Below are 16,031 nucleotides of genomic sequence, written 5' to 3'. Positions count from 1 at the left end.
GGCCATCCCGCACCTTGGCCTCGATCGTCTCGGTCGTCACGCGTCCTTCCTCACCCACTGGATCTTCGCCTCGCGCTGCTCGGCCGCCTTCTCCGCGTCGGGAGCCGTGCACAGGAAGAGCGTCCGCCCGTCGTCCCCGCCCAGCGCGCACGCGAACACGCCGTCCCCCGTGGTGCGGACCTCGTCGACGATCTCGCCGCCCTCGCGGACCCTGATCGCCCTGTTGCCGCCCGCGTCGGCCACCCAGACGCTCCCGTCGGCCTCCAGCGCGATGCCGTCCGGCGCGCACCCGTCGGGCAGGCGCGCCCAGACGCGGCGGCCGGTCAGCGACCCGTCGCCGCCGAAGTCGAAGGCGGTCAGCCGCGCCGCCCACGACTCGGCGACGATCAGCGTCGCTCCGTCATGGGTGATCACCGGGCCGTTGGGGAACAGCATCCCCTCCGCCACCACGGTGACCGAGCCGCCGGGATCGACCCGCAGCAGGGTGGTCGGGGGGCCGCTGAAGTCGATCGTCCCGATGTAGGCGCGGCCATGGGCGTCGACCACCATGTCGTTGCTGAACTGGCTGCTGTACGGCGACAGGTCGGCGTACACGGCGGCCCTGCCGTTCGCCACCCTGAGCAGTTTGTTGTCCATCATCGAGACCACCAGCATCGTGCCGTCGGGCAGCCACCCGAGCCCGGACGGCGCGCCCCGCACCTCGGCGACGGTCTCGACGGCGCCGTCCATCCCGATCGCGAAGACCTGGTGACGCCAGAAGTCCGACACCCACAGGCGCCCGTCGTGCCATCGCGGACCCTCGAAGAACGCGCCGCCGCTGACCAGCGTTTCCATCACTTTCTCTCCTTCTGCTGCCGACTCTCACCAGGGACGTAGAAGCCGCTGCCCCGGCTCTCGACATCGCCGCGGAGAAATCTTCGAAGACGTTCGCGGGCGCCACCCGCGGCGCCGGTCGGCCGGAAGGGTCGCTACCGTCGTCGCATGGAGTCCGACCGGTTCGTCAGGGTGCGCGGGGCGCGGGTGCACAACCTGCGCGGCGTCGATGTCGCCATGCCGCGCGACGCCCTGGTCGCCTTCACGGGCGTCTCGGGCTCGGGCAAGTCCTCCCTCGCCTTCGGCACCCTGTACGCCGAATCGCAGCGCCGTTACCTGGAGTCCGTCGCGCCGTACGCCAGAAGGCTGCTGCACCAGGCAGGCACCCCAGACGTCGACGATGTCACGGGCCTGCCGCCGGCGGTCGCGCTGGAGCAGCGGCGCTCGGTGCCGTCGAGCCGCTCGTCGGTCGGCACGGTCACGATGGTCTCCAACTCGCTGCGGATGCTGATGTCCAGGGCGGGCGACTACCCCGACGGCGCCGAGCGGCTCGACTCCGACGCCTTCTCAGCCAACACGGCCGCGGGAGCGTGTCCCGAGTGTCACGGCCAGGGCGTGGTGTACGAGGTCACCGAGGACTCCCTGGTCCCCGACCCTTCGCTGACCATCAGGCAGGGCGCGATCGCCTCCTGGCCCGGCGCGTGGCAGGGCAAGAACCTGCGCGACCTGCTGGCCGTCCTCGGCCACGACATCGACGTGCCGTGGCGCGACCTGCCGGCCGAAGAGCGTGCGTGGATCCTGTTCACCGACGAGCAGCCTGTGGTGACCGTTCACCCCGAACGCGATCCCGACCGCATCCAGCGCCCCTACCAGGGCAAGTACTCCAGCGCCAAGCGACTGGTCCTGCACGCCTACGCCGACTCCAAGAGCGAGACCAGCAGGAAGCGGGCCGAACGCTTCCTGGTCAGCGCCGCCTGTCCGCTCTGCGGCGGCAGGCGGCTCCGTCCCGAGGCGCTGGCCGTCACGTTCGCGGGACACGACATCGCCGCGCTCGCCGCGATGCCGTTGCGTGTCCTGGCCGACCTGCTCAGGCCGTACGCCGAGGAGGGGCAAGGACCCGCCGCCGTGCTCTCGCAGGACCTCGTCGCCAGGATCGACGTGCTGGTCGAGCTGGGTCTCGGCTACCTCAGCACCAGCCGTCCCAGCCCGACCCTGTCGGGCGGCGAGCTGCAGCGCCTGCGTCTGGGCACCCAGCTGCGCTCAGGGCTGTTCGGCGTCGTCTACGTGCTCGACGAGCCGTCGGCGGGGCTGCACCCCGCCGACACCGAGGCGCTGACCTCGGTGCTGGTACGGCTGAAGCGGTCGGGCAACTCGGTCTTCCTCGTCGAGCACGACCTCGACGTGGTCAGGACGGCCGACTGGGTGGTCGACGTCGGCCCCGGCGCGGGCGTCCACGGCGGCCGGGTCCTGTTCAGCGGTCCCGTCGCCGGGCTGGAGCGGGTGGAGGAGTCGGTGACCCGCCGCTACCTGTTCCGCGAGCACGCCCCGCGCGTGGGGGAGCCGCGCACGCCGGGCGGTTGGCTGAAGCTGCGCGGCGTCACCCGCAACAACCTGCGCGACCTCGACGTCGACGTGCCGCTCGGCGTGTTCACCGCGATCACCGGCGTGTCGGGCGCGGGCAAGTCCACGTTGCTGGACGCCCTGGCGGAGGCGAGCGAGGCCGGCCGTGTGGTGCGGGTCAACCAGCAGCCCATCGGCCGCACCCCGCGCTCCAACCTGGCGACCTACACCGGCCTGTTCGACGTCGTCCGCAAGCTGTTCGCGGCCACCGACGAGGCCGTGCGGCGCGGCTACGACGCGGGGCGCTTCTCCTTCAACGTCCAGGGCGGCCGCTGCGAGACGTGCAAGGGCGAAGGCTACGTCTCTGTCGAGCTGCTGTTCCTGCCCAGCACCTACGCGCCGTGTCCCGACTGCCACGGCGCACGCTACAACCCCGAGACCCTGGAGATTACCCACCAGGGGCTGACCGTCGCCCAGGTGCTCGACCTGACCGTGGACGACGCGCTCGCGTTCCTGCCCGAGGCGGCCAGGTCGCTGCGGACCCTGCACGACGTCGGGCTCGGCTACCTGCGCCTCGGCCAGCCCGCGACCGAGCTGTCGGGCGGCGAGGCCCAGCGCGTCAAGCTGGCCGCCGAGCTGCAGCGCACCGGGCGCGGCCACACCCTCTACCTGCTGGACGAGCCGACCGCCGGCCTGCACCCCGCCGACACCGAGGTGCTGATGCGCCAGCTCGGCGCGCTCGTGGACGGCGGTGGCACCGTCGTGGTGGTCGAGCACGACCTCGACGTCATCGCGCGGGCCGACCACGTCATCGACCTCGGTCCCGGCGGCGGCGAGGAGGGCGGGACGATCGTGGCCCAGGGCGCCCCAGCGGAGGTCGCGGCCTCACCTGCCAGCCGTACCGCCGCCTATCTCGGCGCCCGCCTCTAGGGTCCCGCGGAGCGTCGCGGACAGCCTCGACTGTTCGTATGACCAGCAGTTTGCGACGTGAGCGCGCGGCCGCGGGTCGTCAGCCGGGGCCTGCGCGATGCCGCCGCCATCGAGGACACCTCCGACTCCCGTGCGCTGAACTGTCGCGCGTCGCCGCAGCTCCAGGCTTGACAAAAAAAATTGTCGGTGAGAGGCTGAAGCCACACCGAGAAACAAGGAGCAGGACATGCGCAAGATCGTCGCTTCGTTCTTCATCTCGCTCGACGGTGTGGTGGAGTCCCCTGACAAGTGGCACTTCCCCTACTTCAACGACGAGATGGGCGCCGCCATCGGCGCGCAGATGGGCCAGTCCGACGCGATGCTCATGGGCCGCGTCAACTACCAGGACTGGGCCGCCTACTGGCCGTCCAAGGCCGGCGAGGACGACCCGTTCGCCGACTACATCAACGGGGTCCAGAAGTACGTCGTCTCCACCACGCTCGACTCGGCCGACTGGAACAACACGACGCTCATCCCCGGCGACTCCCTCGTCGAGCGGCTGACCGAGCTGAAGCGGCAGCCGGGCGGCACCATCTCGATGAGCGGCAGCCCCACCCTCGTCCGCTCGCTGCTGAAGCACGACCTGCTCGACGAGCTCTACCTCATGGTGCACCCGATCGTGGTCGGCGCCGGGCAGCGGCTGTTCGAGGGCACCGACCAGATCCCGCTCAAGCTGACCTCCTCCACGATCTTCGAGACTGGCGTCCTTTCCCTCATCTACTCGACGGAGACGAAGTGACCACCAAGACCACCGCCGACAAGCTGCTCCTCAAGCCGGGCACCTCCTTCTGGGTCTCGGACCCCGACCGGCGCGCGCTGGTCGGCCCGCTGCCCGACGGCGTGACCGACGCCCCGAGCCCGGACACCGCCGGTGTGGCCCTCGTCTTCGGCGACGACGCCGCGGCCGTGCGCCAGGTGCTCGGCAAGCACGCCGCCGACATCACCAAGCCCCCCGTCGTCTGGATCGCCTACCCCAAGGGGAACAGGTCCGACATCAACCGCGACACCCTCTGGCCGATCGCCGGCGAGTACGGCCTGCGGCCCAACGGCCAGGTCGCCATCGACGACACCTGGTCGGCCCTGCGCTTTCGCGCGCTGAAGCCGGGCGAGCCCCCGTTCACCGGCGGCCGTTGAGGCCGGTCCTCCGATACACGGCCACCGCGAAAGGCCGACGGGTCTCGGTGTCGACCCGCCTGGCGACCAGCGAGACGGCAGGGTCGGAGTCCGCGAACCTGTGCAGGCTCACGGCCTCGGGCCACGGATGCACCAGGACCAGCACCCCGCCGTCCGCCAGCAGCCCCGTCAACCGCTCCGACGCCCTGCGCAGCCGGTCCGCCCTACCGACGTAGTAGAGCGTCTCCGCACAGAACACCAGATCGAAACCCTCCTCAAGACCATGGCTGAGGAGGTCGGCGTGCACGAAGCGAGCGCGCCCCGTACGCGCCCTCGCCCGCTCCAGAGCCCGCGCGGAGATGTCGATCCCCGTCACCTCGGCGCTGGGGAAACGCGCCACCAGCACGTCGGTGAACACGCCCTCGGCGCACCCCACCTCCAGGATCCTCCGGTACGGCAGGCCCGGCACCTCGCCGAGCGTCGTCTCGTACTTGCGCCGCTCGTAGGCGTCGGTGCCCAGCCTCCACGGATCGGGCGTGCGATGCCACCAGTCGAAGTAGCGCCGCAGGAAGAGGCCCTGCCCTCGAGGAGAGAGCAGGGACATCATCCGGAAGAACGCGCGATGCAGATGCTCCGGCAGCTCCGCCATGCGGCCCCCTTGATCGAAAGGCTCTCATCAGGAACCTAGGATCTGGGGGCCCAGGCGGCTAGTACTGTCGGCGTGTCCCGCGCGTGGCGGCCCGGTGGGCGCCGGTTCCCGTCAACGAGCGGACCGACAGCTCGTCGAAACGGTCGGGATCGGCCTTCTCCTTACTGCACAGCGCCCCGACGACCGCGCACAGGAACCCGAACGGGATCGACACCAGGCCGGGATTCTCCATCGGGAAGACGGCGAAGTCGAAACCATGGGGGAGTAGCGACAGGCTGGCCCCTGTGACCGGATCGATCTTCCCCGACACCACGGGGGAGAAGAGCACCAGCAGCAACGATCCGAACAGCCCGCCGTACACCCCGGCGACGACGCCGGTGGAGTTGAACCTCTTCCAGAACAGGGAGAGCACGATCGCGGGGAGGTTGGCCGAGGCGGCCATCGCGAACGCGAGCGCCACCAGGAAGGCGACGTTCTGCTGGCGGGCGATCACCGCGAGCGCGATCGCCAGCAGGCCGATCACCAGCGCGGAGAAGCGGGCGACCCCGACCTCCTGCGACTCGCGCGGCCTGCCGAACATCAGCACGTGGCCGAAGTAGTCGTGGGCCAGCGAGGTGGAGGAGGCCATCACCAGCCCCGACACCACCGCCAGGATGGTGGCGAAGGCGACGGCGCCGATGAAGGCCAGCATGAGATCGCCGCCCATCGGCCCGCCGACGAACTCGCCGAGAACCTGGGCGAGCTGCAGCGCGGCGGTGTTGCCCGACGGATCCTGCGCCGTGATCGCCTGGTGCCCTACCAGGGCCGTCGCCCCGAACCCCAGCGCGAGCGTCATCAGGTAGAAGACGCCGACCAGGCCGATCGCCCAGTTGACCGAGGTGCGGGCGGCGCGGGCGTCGGGGACGGTGAAGAACCTGGTGACGATGTGCGGCAGGCCCGCCGTCCCCAGCACCAGCGCCAGCGCCAGGCTGATGAAGTCGAGCTTGTTCAGCAGCGTCCTGACCGGGTCGCCCGCCACCTCCCTTGCGTAGTGCCCGCCCGGCAGCAGGAAGTCCGACCGGCCGCTGGCCTTCACGGCGGCGCCCAGCATCTCGCTCAGGTTGAACCCGAACCTGCCCAGCACCAGCACCGTCAGCACGATCGTGCCCGACATCAGCAGCACGGCCTTGATGATCTGCACCCACGTGGTGCCCTTCATCCCCCCGAACATCACGTAGAAGATCATCATCGCGCCGACCGACACGATCGTCACCACCTTGGCGGCATCGGTCGAGACCCCCAGGAGCAGCGACACCAGCGCGCCCGCGCCGACCATCTGGGCCAGCAGGTAGAACACCGACACGGTGACCGTGGAGATCACCGCTGCGGTGCGCACCTTGGGCTGCCGCCGTACCCGGTAGGACAGCACGTCGGCCATCGTGAACCTGCCGGCGTTGCGCATCAGCTCCACCAGCAGCAGCGTCAGCAGCCACGCGACCAGGAAGCCGATGGAGTAGAGGAAGCCGTCGTAGCCGGACAGCGCGATGATGCCCGCGATGCCGAGGAACGAGGCGGCGGACATGTAGTCGCCCGCCAGCGCCAGCCCGTTCTGCGCGCCGGAGAAGGCTCTGCCGCCGGCGTAGAAGTCCTCGGCCGACCTGGTGTTGCTCCTGGCCCAGAAGGTGATCACCAAGGTGATGGCGATGAACAGGACGAAAAGCCCGAACGTCAGCACGGTCCCGCTCACCGGCGCCGCCTTCCGTGCCGGGGCGAGGGTGTCCAGTTCTCGATCCGCCGGCGCTCGGCGAGAACCTGTTCGGCCCTGTCCTGCTCGGCCTGCCGGAGCTCGGCCTCGTCGCGCAACTGCGCCGACAGGGGGTCGAGCATCCTGCGGGCGTAGCGGGTGTAGCGCCAGGCGAGAACGAAGGTGGAGACGAACTGGAGGATGCCCAGGAGCAGGGCGACGTTGATGTTGCCGACGGCCGGATAGGCCATGAAGTCGCGGGCGAACGCGGACAGTGAGATGTAGAGGAAGTACCAGCCCAGGAACGAGGCGACGATCGCGATGGCCAGGCGGCGAAAGCGTTTCTTGAGAAGTCGGAACCTCCTGTCCTGCGCCAATTCCGCATATGGCCCTGGCGGGCCGTTACGTCCTGAGCCCCCCACCATGCGGCCCTCCCCTGGCTCGCGATGACACTCTGTGGCGGTGCGACTCCACAGTGAGATGAACGATACGGGCGGCTCAGGACTTTTTCCTGGAAATGCGGGAACTCCCACTCGCGACTACCGGACCCCCGGATTCACGTGCGCGCGCACGCCCCCCGGGCCTGTCACCCCGCCCTTCACCCCGCCCGTCATCTCGCCCTTCACTCCGCCTGTCGTCTCGCCTGTCGTCTCGCCCGGGGCCCTGCCCGGGCGGAACTGTCGGCGGCGTGCGGTTGAATGCAAAGATGGATCGACAGTTGACAGTGATGGCCGTTCACGCGCACCCCGACGACGAGGTGATCGGCACCGGCGGGATCCTCGCCCGCTACGCCTCCGAGGGCGTCAGGACGGTCCTGGTCACGTGCACCAACGGCGAGCAGGGCGACGGCCCCGGCGGAGTGAAGCCCGGCGACCCGGCCCACAACGACGCCGAAGTGGCCGAGCGGCGGCTGGCCGAGCTCAAGGAGTCCGTCGCCCACCTAGGCATCGAGCACGTCGAACTGCTGGGCTACCGTGACTCGGGCATGGACGGCTGGGAGGGCAACTCCCATCCCGACTCTTTCTGGAATGTGCCGGTCGAGCAGGCGGCGGCCAAGCTGGCCGCGTTGATGGAGCACTACCGGCCCGATGTCGTGGTCACCTATGACGAGACTGGCGGCTACGGTCACCCCGACCACATCCAGGCGCACAGGATCGCGGTGGCGGCCACCGAGTCGACGGGCATCCCCGACAAGCTCTACTACACGGCCGTCTCCCGGGCCCGCGTCGCCGAGATGTTCGACTGGATGAAGGCGTCGGGGATGGAGATGGAGGAGTTCGAGCTGCCCGAGGACTTCGGCACCCCAGACGAGCTGATCACCACCGTGGTGGACGTCTCGCCGTACGTGGAGAACAAGGTGAAGGCGCTGCGCGCGCACGCCAGCCAGGGGGACAGCATCTTCCTGCTGCAGATGCCGCAGGAGGCGCAACACCGGGCGTTCGCGACCGAGGCGTTCGTACGGAAGGTCTGCAAGGTGGCCGCCCCCGACCACGAGGACGACCTCTTCGCCGGGCTCCGCGGCTAGTTCCCCCTTTCAGCGCCCCAGGGGCCGTGCCGGGCGCCCCGGGATCGTGCCGGGCGCCCCAGGGCCGTGCTGGGCGGCCATGGGTCGCGTTGGACGGCCTCATGGCGGGAGATCTCCACCCACATCGCCCATCCGGCCAGGCCGAGGAAGGCGGGCACGGTGATGAAGGCGGTCATGCCCATGGCCTTGAATCCGCGGATGACCAGCGCGGTCACGCCGCGGCGTGGGGTGCTGAAAGTCCGGGATTGCGTCGGACGCCCAGGGGTCGAGCGGCCTGAGATTGAGCCGCACGGCCCGGTGCTGCGCTGGACGACCTGAGGTCCAGCGGGACGGAGGGCTCGGTGCTGCGCTGGACGACCTGGGGTCCAGGCGGATGGCTCGGGGTCGCGCTGGGCGGCCCCGGCCGGCCGCTCGGCGCTTGGGCGTCAAAAACTACCAACCGATAGGTTTTTGTTATCCTCGGTCGCATGGTCACCAGGAAGCCCTACGCCGTCGGCGTCACCCGCAGGCAGCAGATCCTCGACGCCGCCCGCGAGCTGTTCAGCGTCCGCGGCTACCGCGGCGCGTCGATGCGCGACGTCGCGGCCCAGGTCGAACTCACCCTGGCGGGCGTCCTGCACTACTTCCCCTCCAAGGAGGACCTGCTGGCCGCCGTCCTGCAGCAGCGCGACGACACCGACACCCCGTGGTTCGAGGAGAAGTGGGCGGAGGTGGGCAGCTTCCGCGTGGCGATGCGCGAGCTCATGATCCGCAACATGAACGCCCCGGGCGTGGTCCGCCTCTTCGTCACGCTCTCGGCCGAGGCCACCGACCCCGAGCATCCCGCGCACGACTTCTTCCAGAAGCGCTACCGGACCAGCCGCGAGCTCTTCTCGGCCACCATCGCCGAGGCGCAGAGGCGTGGCCAGGTCGTGCCCGAGGCCAGTGGCCCGCTGCTCATCGCCGTCCTGGACGGCCTGCAGATCCAGTGGCTGCTGGAGCCCGACTTCGACCCGCTCGCCGCCCTCGAGTCCTACCTGGACAGCATCACGCTGGAATGACCGGCCGGCCACCCGGCCCGGCGGCGCCTCCCCTCGGGCCCGCCCCCGGTCAGACCTGCCGCGTCGCTCTGGAGGGCGCCCCCCTGAAGCCTCGCACGCTCTTACGCCCCGTGCCCCGCGTGGCCGTGCTCGCGTGGTCGTGCCCCGCACGCGCGAGTCCGCACGTCCGGGCCCGCTCCCGGTGAGACCTGCTGCGTCGCTCTGGAGGGCGGTCCCCTGAAGCTTCGCGCGCTCCCACGCCTGTGCCCTGCGTGGTCGTGCCCCGCACGCGCGTGTCCCGGCCCGCTCCCGGTGAGACCTGCCGCGTCGCCCCGGAGGCGGCCCCCTGAAGCCCGCACCGCCCGGTCCCGCACGCCCGCACGCCCGTGCTCCGAGTGCCCGTATCTCGAGTGCCCGTATCTCGAGTGCCTGTGTCTCGTGTGCCTGTGTCTCGTGTGCCCTGTCCCCGGCGGCTGTGTTCCGGGTGGTTGGGAGGGAGCGGCCTATCGGCCGCAGTTCCGGATCGACATCCGCACGAGCTCCTTCTCGCCGGGCAGGTCGGCGTTGCCGGGGCGGGCGCGGAGGCCGTCCAGGATGACGGCCAGGTAGCGGCGCCACAGGTCCGGCCGGCCCGTGTGCTCGGTCACCGCCGCCACCATCAGCTGGATGATCGGCAGGTCGGCGGCCACCGCGTCGTCCCGTAGCGCTCCCTGCTCCTTGGCCCTGGCCAGCAGCCGGTCGACCGCCGGCCGTACGCGCTCGCGCATCTCCGCCTGCCGTTGCGGTCCGCGTCCTGTGCCGAGGGTGACCTCGCGCAGCCCCCGGTCGAGTGCCTGGATCTCGCACACCCGCACCAGGCAGGTCGTCAGGCCTCTCCAGGCGTCGGGCTCGGCCGCGGCCTGCGTCGTGAGGGTCTCGACGGTGTCGATCATGTCCTCGAAGAGCGCGTCGACGAGTTCCTCCTTGTTGGCGAAGCGCCGGTAGACGGTGCCGACCCCGACGCCGGCGCGCCTGGCCACGTCGTCGAGGGTGGCGCTCACCCCGCGCTCCCTGAACACCTCGTGCGCGGCGGCGATGATCCGCCGCCTGTTGCGCTCGGCGTCCTTGCGCGGCGGCGGGGTGGTGGAGGCCATGGGTTCGTCCAGGTCAGCCGGTGTGTCAGTCCTCGTTCGATGCTATCGGGGGGCTTTCCTGGAGCACCCAGCCGTTGCCGTCGGGGTCGGCGAAGAAGGCGAAGGAGTTCCACCGCCCGCCGGGGCCGTCGGCCAGCGAGCCGTCCTTCTCGTAGTGCTTGATCTCGCTGACCTCGACCCCGCGTGCGAGGAGCCGCGCGCGGGCGGCGGCGAGGTCGGAGATGACCAGTTGCAGGCCCTGCAGGGTTCCAGGGGGCGTGCTGACGGGGGCGCCGATGACGATGGAGCAGGCCGAGCCGGGCGGCGTGAGCTGCACGAAGCGGACGGTGGCGTTGACCTGGGTGTCGTGGTCGGCGTTGAAGCCCACCTGCTCGGTGTAGAACCGTTTGGCCCGTTCGACGTCGGTGACGGGAACGGGCACGACCTCGAGCTTCCAGTCCATGGCGGATCCTCACGTGAGAGGGGCGGCGACGGCGGTCACCCAGATCGTAGACATCTGAGTGACCCTGCGCCGCCGCGATCCTTCCCGCGGGCCATGCGGTCGAGGCGGATCGTCAGATCGCCGAGCGGAATGAACAAGTTAGGAAGGTTTCCTAACTTCCTTGACAGTCGCCCGAACCGGTTGCCAGGATGCGGCTAAGCGGCTTGGCGCGGCGTCGGCGACGACGTGACGCGCTCAGTTCCCCTTCTGCCCCGGCCGCGCGTCGTGAGTCGTCGCCCCCTGCCTTGGAGAGCCCCATGCCGCGTGCGCTGCTGTTACCCCTCGTCCTGCTGGCCGGGTCGCTCGTCGTCCCCGCCTCCGCCACCGCATCCGTCTCCGCCACCGCCGGCTCGGCCGGCGCCTCCGGCTCGCTCACCGCTTCCGCCGCCGAAACCCTCCTGTCCCAGGGCAAGCCGTCGACCGCCTCCTCCACCGAGAGCGCCTCGCTCGGCCCTGCCGGCGCCTTCGACGGTGACCTCACCGGCACCAGATGGGCCTCCGCCGAAGGGCACGACCCCGAGTGGATCCAGGTCGACCTCGGCGCGGTCACCCCGATCTCCCGCGTCAGGCTGACCTGGGAGGCCGCCTACGCCAGGGCCTACCAGATCCAGACCTCCCCTGACGGCGTCTCCTGGACCGCTGTCCATTCCACCACCAGCGGCGACGGCGGCACCGACGATCTGACGGTGACCGGTGAGGGCCGGTTCGTCCGCATGTACGGCACCGCCAGAGGCACCTCCTACGGCTACTCGCTCCACGAGATGCAGGTCTACGGCGATACCCCCGGCAACCCCGGCGGCCCCGAGTACCAGGCGGAGAACGCCACGCTCTCCCAGGCCACGGTCGCGAGCAACCACGCCGGATACACCGGCAGCGGCTTCGTCGACTACGTCAACACCGTGGGCGGCTACGTCGAGTGGACGGTCCAGGCCGCCACCGCGGGCCCTGCCACCCTGACCTTCCGCTACGCCAACGGCACCACGGCCGTCCGCCCGCTGGCCATCGCCGTGAACGGAACCGTCGCCAACCGTGACTTCCCCGGCACCGGCGCCTGGGCCACCTGGTCCGACCTGACGCTCACCGCGACGCTCAAGGCCGGCGCGAACACCGTGCGCGCCACCGCCACCGGCGCCGCCGGCGGCCCCAACCTGGACAAGCTCACGGTCGGCGCCTCCTCGGGCGGCGAGACGTTCGTCGTGGCCGCAGCCGGAGACATCGCCGAGCAGTGCACGGCGAGCTCGAGCTCCTGCGCCCATCCCAAGACCGCCAACCTGGTCAAGTCGATGAACCCCGACTTCGTCATCACGATGGGCGACAACCAGTACGACGACGCCAGGCTGCAGGACTTCACCGCCTACTACGACAAGACATGGGGCGCGTTCAAGAACAAGACCCGCCCGTCGGCAGGCAACCACGAGAGCTACGACCCCGCCGGGTTCGAGGCGGGCTACAAGTCCTACTTCGGGCCGATCGCCTTCCCCAACGGTAAGAGCTACTACAGCTACGACCGCGGCAACTGGCACTTCGTCGCCCTCGACTCCAACCTCTTCGACCAGAGCGCGCAGATCAACTGGCTGAAGGCCGACCTGGCCGCGACGGACAAGCGGTGCGTGGCCGCCTACTGGCACCACCCGCTGTTCAGCTCGGGCGAGCACGGCAACGACCCCGTCAGCAAGCCGGTGTGGCAGATCCTCTACGAAAGGCGAGCCGACCTCGTCCTCAACGGCCACGACCACCACTACGAGCGGTTCGCCCCGCAGAACCCGAACGCGCAGGCCGACCCGAACGGCATCGTCGAGGTGCTCGGCGGGATGGGCGGCGCCTCGCCGTACAACATCGAGAACGTGCAGCCCAACAGCCAGAAGCGGCTGTCGGGGACCTTCGGCGTGGTGAAGCTGACGATGGGGGACAGCACCTTCTCCTCGCAGCTGATCGGCGTCGACGGCCAGGTCAAGGACACCAGCCCCACCTACACCTGCCACTGACGCGTGTACATATCCGGTTTCCGCTATCGACGGCTGACCACGGCCGTGCCCGCCAACGTGCTGGCGCTGGGCCTGGTCAGCCTGGTCACCGACATCTCCTCCGAGATGGTGACCGCGGTCCTGCCGTACTACGCGGTGCTCGTGCTGGGGCTCAGCCCGCTGGCGTACGGCCTGCTGGACGGCCTCTACTTCGGGGTGACCGCCCTGGTACGGCTGGCCGCGGGGCACGCGGCCGACCGGTGGCGGCGGCGCAAGCTCGTGGCGGGGATCGGCTACGGGCTCTCGGCGGCGTGCAAGCTAGGCCTGCTGGCCGCCGGGAGCTCGGTGGGCCTGCTCGGCGCGGTCGTCGCGGCCGACAGGACGGGCAAGGGGCTGCGCACCGCGCCGCGCGACGCGCTCATCTCGCTGAGCGCGGGGCCCGAGACGCAGGGGCAGGCGTTCGGCGTGCACAGGGCGATGGACACGGTCGGCGCGTTCCTCGGGCCGCTGGCCGCGTTCGCGGTGCTCGGCGCGACCGGCGCGTACGACGCGGTCTTCGTGGTCAGCTTCGCGTTCGCGGTGCTCGGCGTCGTGCTGCTGGCCCTGTACGTGAGGGAGCAGCCCGTGGCGGCGACGGTCACTCCGCCGAAGGACGGCACAGGCCTGCGCCCCGCGCTCGCGCTCCTGCGGCGGCGGCCGTTCCGGCGGGTCTGCGTGACTGCCGCCGCGCTCGGCCTGGTGACCGTCAGCGACCCCTTCGTCTACCTCCTGCTGCAGAAGGGGACGGGCATCGCCCCCGAGCACTTCCCGCTGCTCCCGCTCGGCACCGCCGCGGTGTACCTCCTGCTCGCCGTCCCCATGGGCAGGCTGGCCGACAGGTGGGGCCGGGTCCCGGTCTTCCTGCTGGGCCACCTCGCGCTCGTCGGCGTCTATGCGCTGCTCGCGGGCGGGGCGCCGTACTGGCTGGTCCTGGGGGCGTTCGGGCTGTTCTACGCGGCGACCGACGGCGTGCTGATGGCGGCGGCGGGCCCGCTGCTGCCCCCGCACCTGCGCACCAGCGGGCTCGCGCTGCTGCAGACGGGCCAGGCCGTCGCCCGGATGCTGTCCTCGATCATGTACGGCGCGGCGTGGACGCTCGCCGGGCCGGTGCCCGGGCTGGTCGTGATGGGCGCGGGGATCGTGGCGTGCCTGGCGTTCTGGAAGGTGGTCCGATGAGAAAGACGCTGATCCTCGCCGTGACGCTGCTCGTGCTGGGCGGCGGCGCGTTCTTCTACGCGGTGCGCGCCGCCGGAGCCGGCCCGGGCGGGGGAGCGGGCGTCCTCGATCTGGCCAGGCCGGGCCAGATCGTGGTCAGGGACCAGGACACGGGCCTGGTGCGCGGCAGCCGTACCCGGTGCGAGCGGTTCGCCACCGCCTCGGGAACGGGCGTCTGCCTGGTCACCGGCGTGGCCAGGACCGACGCCGTCGTCGTGGACCGGACGATGAAGGAGACCAGGCGGCTGCACCTGGCAGGCATCCCGAGCCGTGCCAGGGTGTCGCCGAGCGGCCGGATGATCTCCTGGACGGTGTTCGTCACCGGCGACTCCTACAACACGAGCGGCTTCTCCACCTGGACCGGGATCCTCGACGACCGCACCGGCTACGCGATCACCAACATGGAGCAGATCCCGTTGATCAAGGACGGGCGCCGCTACCACTCGCCCGACGTCAACTACTGGGGCGTCACGTTCGCCGCCGACGACAACCGCTTCTACGCCACCGTCTCGACGCGCGGGCAGACCTACCTGGTGCAGGGCGACTACGGCAAGTGGGAGGCCCGGGTGCTGCGGGCGAACGCGGAGTGCCCCTCGCTGTCGCCGGACGGCAAGCGGCTGGTGTTCAAGAAACGCATGCCGGGGGGAGCGTGGCGGCTGCACGCGCTCGACCTGTCCACGATGGCCGAGACGCCGCTCGCGGAGAGCGCGAACGTCGACGACCAGGTGGCATGGCTGGACGAGGCGACCGTGATGTACGCCAAGGGGCGCGACGTGTGGGCGGTCCCCGCCGACGGCACGGGCGCGGCCCGCCTGCTGGTCGGCGACGCCTCCTCGCCGTCGGCCGTCCGCTGAATCTCGAGCGGGCCGCCTGCGGGGCGCGCGCGGGTCAGGCGCGGCGGATCGTGACGTCGCCGTAGTGTGTTCGCGCGCGCACCTCGACGGTCTCGTCGGACTCCTCGGGCCCGGCGGCGGCCGTCATGAAGTTGCGCACCGTGCCGTAGGGCGCGTTCAGGTCGAGCCACGCGGCCGTACCCCGCCTGATGCCGATCTCCAGCTGGCCGTGGCCCGTCTCGAGCTCGAGCGAACCGCGGACGGACTCCTCGACGGTGATGTCGCCGTAGGCGGTCCTGGCGTGCACGCTCGCCAGTGCGCGGTCGACGGTGATGTGGCCGTAGGCGGTGTTGAGCCGCAGGTCGCCGGTCACCTCGCCGAGCTTGATGTCGCCGCTGGAGGTCTTGATCACGGCTGTGCCGTCGATCCGCCGCACGCTGATCGTGCCGTTGGCGGTGGTGATGTCGGTGTGGCCGGTCGAGCCGGTCACGCTGATGTCGCCGTCGGCCGTGCTCAGCCGCGCCCTGCCCGTCTCCTCGAGCGTGATGCCGCCGGAGGCGGAGGCGAGCGTGGACTCGCCGAGACCGCCCCTGCAGCGGATCTCGCCCGCCGTGGTGGCCTCGACGCGCGAGCCCGATGGCAGCTCGATCGTCATGTCGACCGAGCCCGTGTGGCTGAACAGCGAGTGGCCCCTGCTCTTGGGCGCCTGCACCAGCAGCCGGCCGGCCGCGTACTCCACCGTGGACTGCCTGGCGGCCTTCACGTCGGCGTCGTCGGACTCGTCGGCCGGGCGGATCGTGACGACGGTGTCGGCGCGGTCGCTCGCGATGATCCGCAGGCGGCCTGTACCGGCGGAGATCGTCGCGGTGATCGGGTCTGGGGTCTCGAACGAGTCAGGCACGGCACCACTATGACGCCAGAATGACATCATGGCAAGAGGACTCGTGGCAACATGCTGGCGTCAGATCCGTAAGCGGCGGCGCGTCGAACGGGTC

General features: G+C 70.6%; 16 protein-coding genes. 8 read left to right on the top strand and 8 right to left on the bottom strand.

Annotation, left to right across the window (positions count from 1 at the left end):
- Positions 1-36 precede the first annotated feature (36 nt).
- Entirely contained in the window at positions 37-834 is a 798-nt protein-coding gene (locus tag AC3EO4_RS09630) for an SMP-30/gluconolactonase/LRE family protein (protein ID WP_379575068.1), read from the bottom strand.
- Positions 835-981: 147 nt separating this feature from the next.
- Here AC3EO4_RS09630 and AC3EO4_RS09625 point away from each other — a divergent pair, with 147 nt between their 5' ends.
- From AC3EO4_RS09625 to AC3EO4_RS09615, 3 genes are all read left to right on the top strand, one after another.
- On the top strand, positions 982-3,303 hold the full coding sequence (locus AC3EO4_RS09625) for an ATP-binding cassette domain-containing protein (RefSeq protein ID WP_379575069.1): 2,322 nt from the start codon (positions 982-984) through the stop codon (positions 3,301-3,303).
- A 226-nt stretch (positions 3,304-3,529) separates the two neighbouring features.
- Positions 3,530-4,081 carry a dihydrofolate reductase family protein gene (locus AC3EO4_RS09620; protein ID WP_379575070.1) on the top strand — a complete coding sequence of 184 codons (552 nt, stop codon included), beginning with the start codon at positions 3,530-3,532 and terminating at the stop codon, positions 4,079-4,081.
- Complete coding sequence (locus AC3EO4_RS09615; RefSeq protein WP_379575071.1) at positions 4,078-4,476, top strand: hypothetical protein; 399 nt, start codon at positions 4,078-4,080, stop codon at positions 4,474-4,476. Before AC3EO4_RS09620 ends, AC3EO4_RS09615 begins: the two co-directional genes overlap by 4 nt.
- Here the strand turns inward: AC3EO4_RS09615 and AC3EO4_RS09610 are convergent.
- The 3 genes from AC3EO4_RS09610 to AC3EO4_RS09600 are packed head-to-tail and all read right to left on the bottom strand — an operon-like array spanning position 4,460 to position 7,204.
- The gene (locus AC3EO4_RS09610) at positions 4,460-5,104 is read right to left on the bottom strand and encodes a class I SAM-dependent methyltransferase (RefSeq protein ID WP_379575073.1); all 645 of its coding nucleotides are present in this window, start codon (positions 5,102-5,104) and stop codon (positions 4,460-4,462) included. The genes AC3EO4_RS09615 and AC3EO4_RS09610 overlap by 17 nt on opposite strands.
- A gap of 58 nt (positions 5,105-5,162) precedes the next feature.
- The gene (locus AC3EO4_RS09605) at positions 5,163-6,830 is read right to left on the bottom strand and encodes a solute symporter family protein (RefSeq protein WP_379575074.1); all 1,668 of its coding nucleotides are present in this window, start codon (positions 6,828-6,830) and stop codon (positions 5,163-5,165) included.
- On the bottom strand, positions 6,827-7,204 hold the full coding sequence (locus AC3EO4_RS09600; protein ID WP_379575075.1) for a DUF485 domain-containing protein: 378 nt from the start codon (positions 7,202-7,204) through the stop codon (positions 6,827-6,829). The genes AC3EO4_RS09605 and AC3EO4_RS09600 overlap by 4 nt, the downstream gene beginning before the upstream one ends.
- A gap of 329 nt (positions 7,205-7,533) precedes the next feature.
- Here AC3EO4_RS09600 and AC3EO4_RS09595 point away from each other — a divergent pair, with 329 nt between their 5' ends.
- A complete protein-coding gene (locus AC3EO4_RS09595; RefSeq protein WP_431894921.1) occupies positions 7,534-8,352 on the top strand; it encodes a PIG-L family deacetylase in 819 nt (272 codons plus the stop codon).
- Here the strand turns inward: AC3EO4_RS09595 and AC3EO4_RS09590 are convergent.
- Positions 8,349-8,567, bottom strand: coding sequence for a hypothetical protein (locus AC3EO4_RS09590; protein WP_431894920.1), 219 nt, complete (start codon positions 8,565-8,567; stop codon positions 8,349-8,351). The two genes, AC3EO4_RS09595 and AC3EO4_RS09590, sit on opposite strands and share 4 nt — an antisense overlap.
- Positions 8,568-8,819: 252 nt before the next feature.
- Between AC3EO4_RS09590 and AC3EO4_RS09585 the strand changes: the two genes are divergently transcribed.
- The gene (locus AC3EO4_RS09585) at positions 8,820-9,392 is read left to right on the top strand and encodes a TetR/AcrR family transcriptional regulator (RefSeq protein WP_431894918.1); all 573 of its coding nucleotides are present in this window, start codon (positions 8,820-8,822) and stop codon (positions 9,390-9,392) included.
- Positions 9,393-9,874: 482 nt separating this feature from the next.
- On the opposite strand, the gene AC3EO4_RS09580 is transcribed toward AC3EO4_RS09585, so the two are convergent.
- Positions 9,875-10,504 (bottom strand): TetR/AcrR family transcriptional regulator, encoded by a 630-nt coding sequence (locus tag AC3EO4_RS09580; RefSeq protein ID WP_379575081.1) that lies wholly within the window; start codon positions 10,502-10,504, stop codon positions 9,875-9,877.
- A 25-nt stretch (positions 10,505-10,529) separates the two neighbouring features.
- Complete coding sequence (locus AC3EO4_RS09575; protein ID WP_379575082.1) at positions 10,530-10,946, bottom strand: VOC family protein; 417 nt, start codon at positions 10,944-10,946, stop codon at positions 10,530-10,532.
- 296 nt (positions 10,947-11,242) lie between these two features.
- Here AC3EO4_RS09575 and AC3EO4_RS09570 point away from each other — a divergent pair, with 296 nt between their 5' ends.
- Genes AC3EO4_RS09570 through AC3EO4_RS09560 form a run of 3 tightly spaced genes read left to right on the top strand, consistent with a single transcriptional unit; the run spans position 11,243 to position 15,057 of the window.
- Complete coding sequence (locus AC3EO4_RS09570) at positions 11,243-12,970, top strand: discoidin domain-containing protein (RefSeq protein ID WP_431894915.1); 1,728 nt, start codon at positions 11,243-11,245, stop codon at positions 12,968-12,970.
- 3 nt (positions 12,971-12,973) lie between these two features.
- Complete coding sequence (locus tag AC3EO4_RS09565) at positions 12,974-14,164, top strand: MFS transporter (protein WP_379575084.1); 1,191 nt, start codon at positions 12,974-12,976, stop codon at positions 14,162-14,164.
- Positions 14,161-15,057, top strand: coding sequence for a TolB-like translocation protein (locus AC3EO4_RS09560; protein ID WP_379575085.1), 897 nt, complete (start codon positions 14,161-14,163; stop codon positions 15,055-15,057). The genes AC3EO4_RS09565 and AC3EO4_RS09560 overlap by 4 nt, the downstream gene beginning before the upstream one ends.
- Positions 15,058-15,091: 34 nt before the next feature.
- Here AC3EO4_RS09560 and AC3EO4_RS09555 read toward each other — a convergent pair whose 3' ends face one another.
- Positions 15,092-15,937, bottom strand: a complete 846-nt coding sequence (locus AC3EO4_RS09555) for a DUF4097 family beta strand repeat-containing protein (protein WP_379575086.1) — start codon at positions 15,935-15,937, stop codon at positions 15,092-15,094.
- Positions 15,938-16,031 lie beyond the last annotated feature (94 nt).

The organism is Nonomuraea sp. bgisy101, from assembly GCF_057708945.1.
The sequence above is the reverse complement of the archived record's forward strand: the minus strand, read 5'-3'. Positions and strand labels throughout refer to the sequence as shown.

Excerpts from the sequence above, each read along its gene's own strand:
- AC3EO4_RS09585 (WP_431894918.1), top strand. The coding sequence starts at position 8,820 with ATGGTCACCAGGAAGCCCTACGCCGTCGGCGTCACCCGCAGGCAGCAG.
- AC3EO4_RS09560 (WP_379575085.1), top strand. The coding sequence starts at position 14,161 with ATGAGAAAGACGCTGATCCTCGCCGTGACGCTGCTCGTGCTGGGCGGC.
- AC3EO4_RS09610 (WP_379575073.1), bottom strand. The coding sequence starts at position 5,104 with ATGGCGGAGCTGCCGGAGCATCTGCATCGCGCGTTCTTCCGGATGATG.
- AC3EO4_RS09630 (WP_379575068.1), bottom strand. The coding sequence starts at position 834 with ATGGAAACGCTGGTCAGCGGCGGCGCGTTCTTCGAGGGTCCGCGATGG.
- AC3EO4_RS09625 (WP_379575069.1), top strand. The coding sequence starts at position 982 with ATGGAGTCCGACCGGTTCGTCAGGGTGCGCGGGGCGCGGGTGCACAAC.
- AC3EO4_RS09595 (WP_431894921.1), top strand. The coding sequence starts at position 7,534 with ATGGATCGACAGTTGACAGTGATGGCCGTTCACGCGCACCCCGACGAC.
- AC3EO4_RS09570 (WP_431894915.1), top strand. The coding sequence starts at position 11,243 with ATGCCGCGTGCGCTGCTGTTACCCCTCGTCCTGCTGGCCGGGTCGCTC.
- AC3EO4_RS09580 (WP_379575081.1), bottom strand. The coding sequence starts at position 10,504 with ATGGCCTCCACCACCCCGCCGCCGCGCAAGGACGCCGAGCGCAACAGG.
- AC3EO4_RS09575 (WP_379575082.1), bottom strand. The coding sequence starts at position 10,946 with ATGGACTGGAAGCTCGAGGTCGTGCCCGTTCCCGTCACCGACGTCGAA.
- AC3EO4_RS09620 (WP_379575070.1), top strand. The coding sequence starts at position 3,530 with ATGCGCAAGATCGTCGCTTCGTTCTTCATCTCGCTCGACGGTGTGGTG.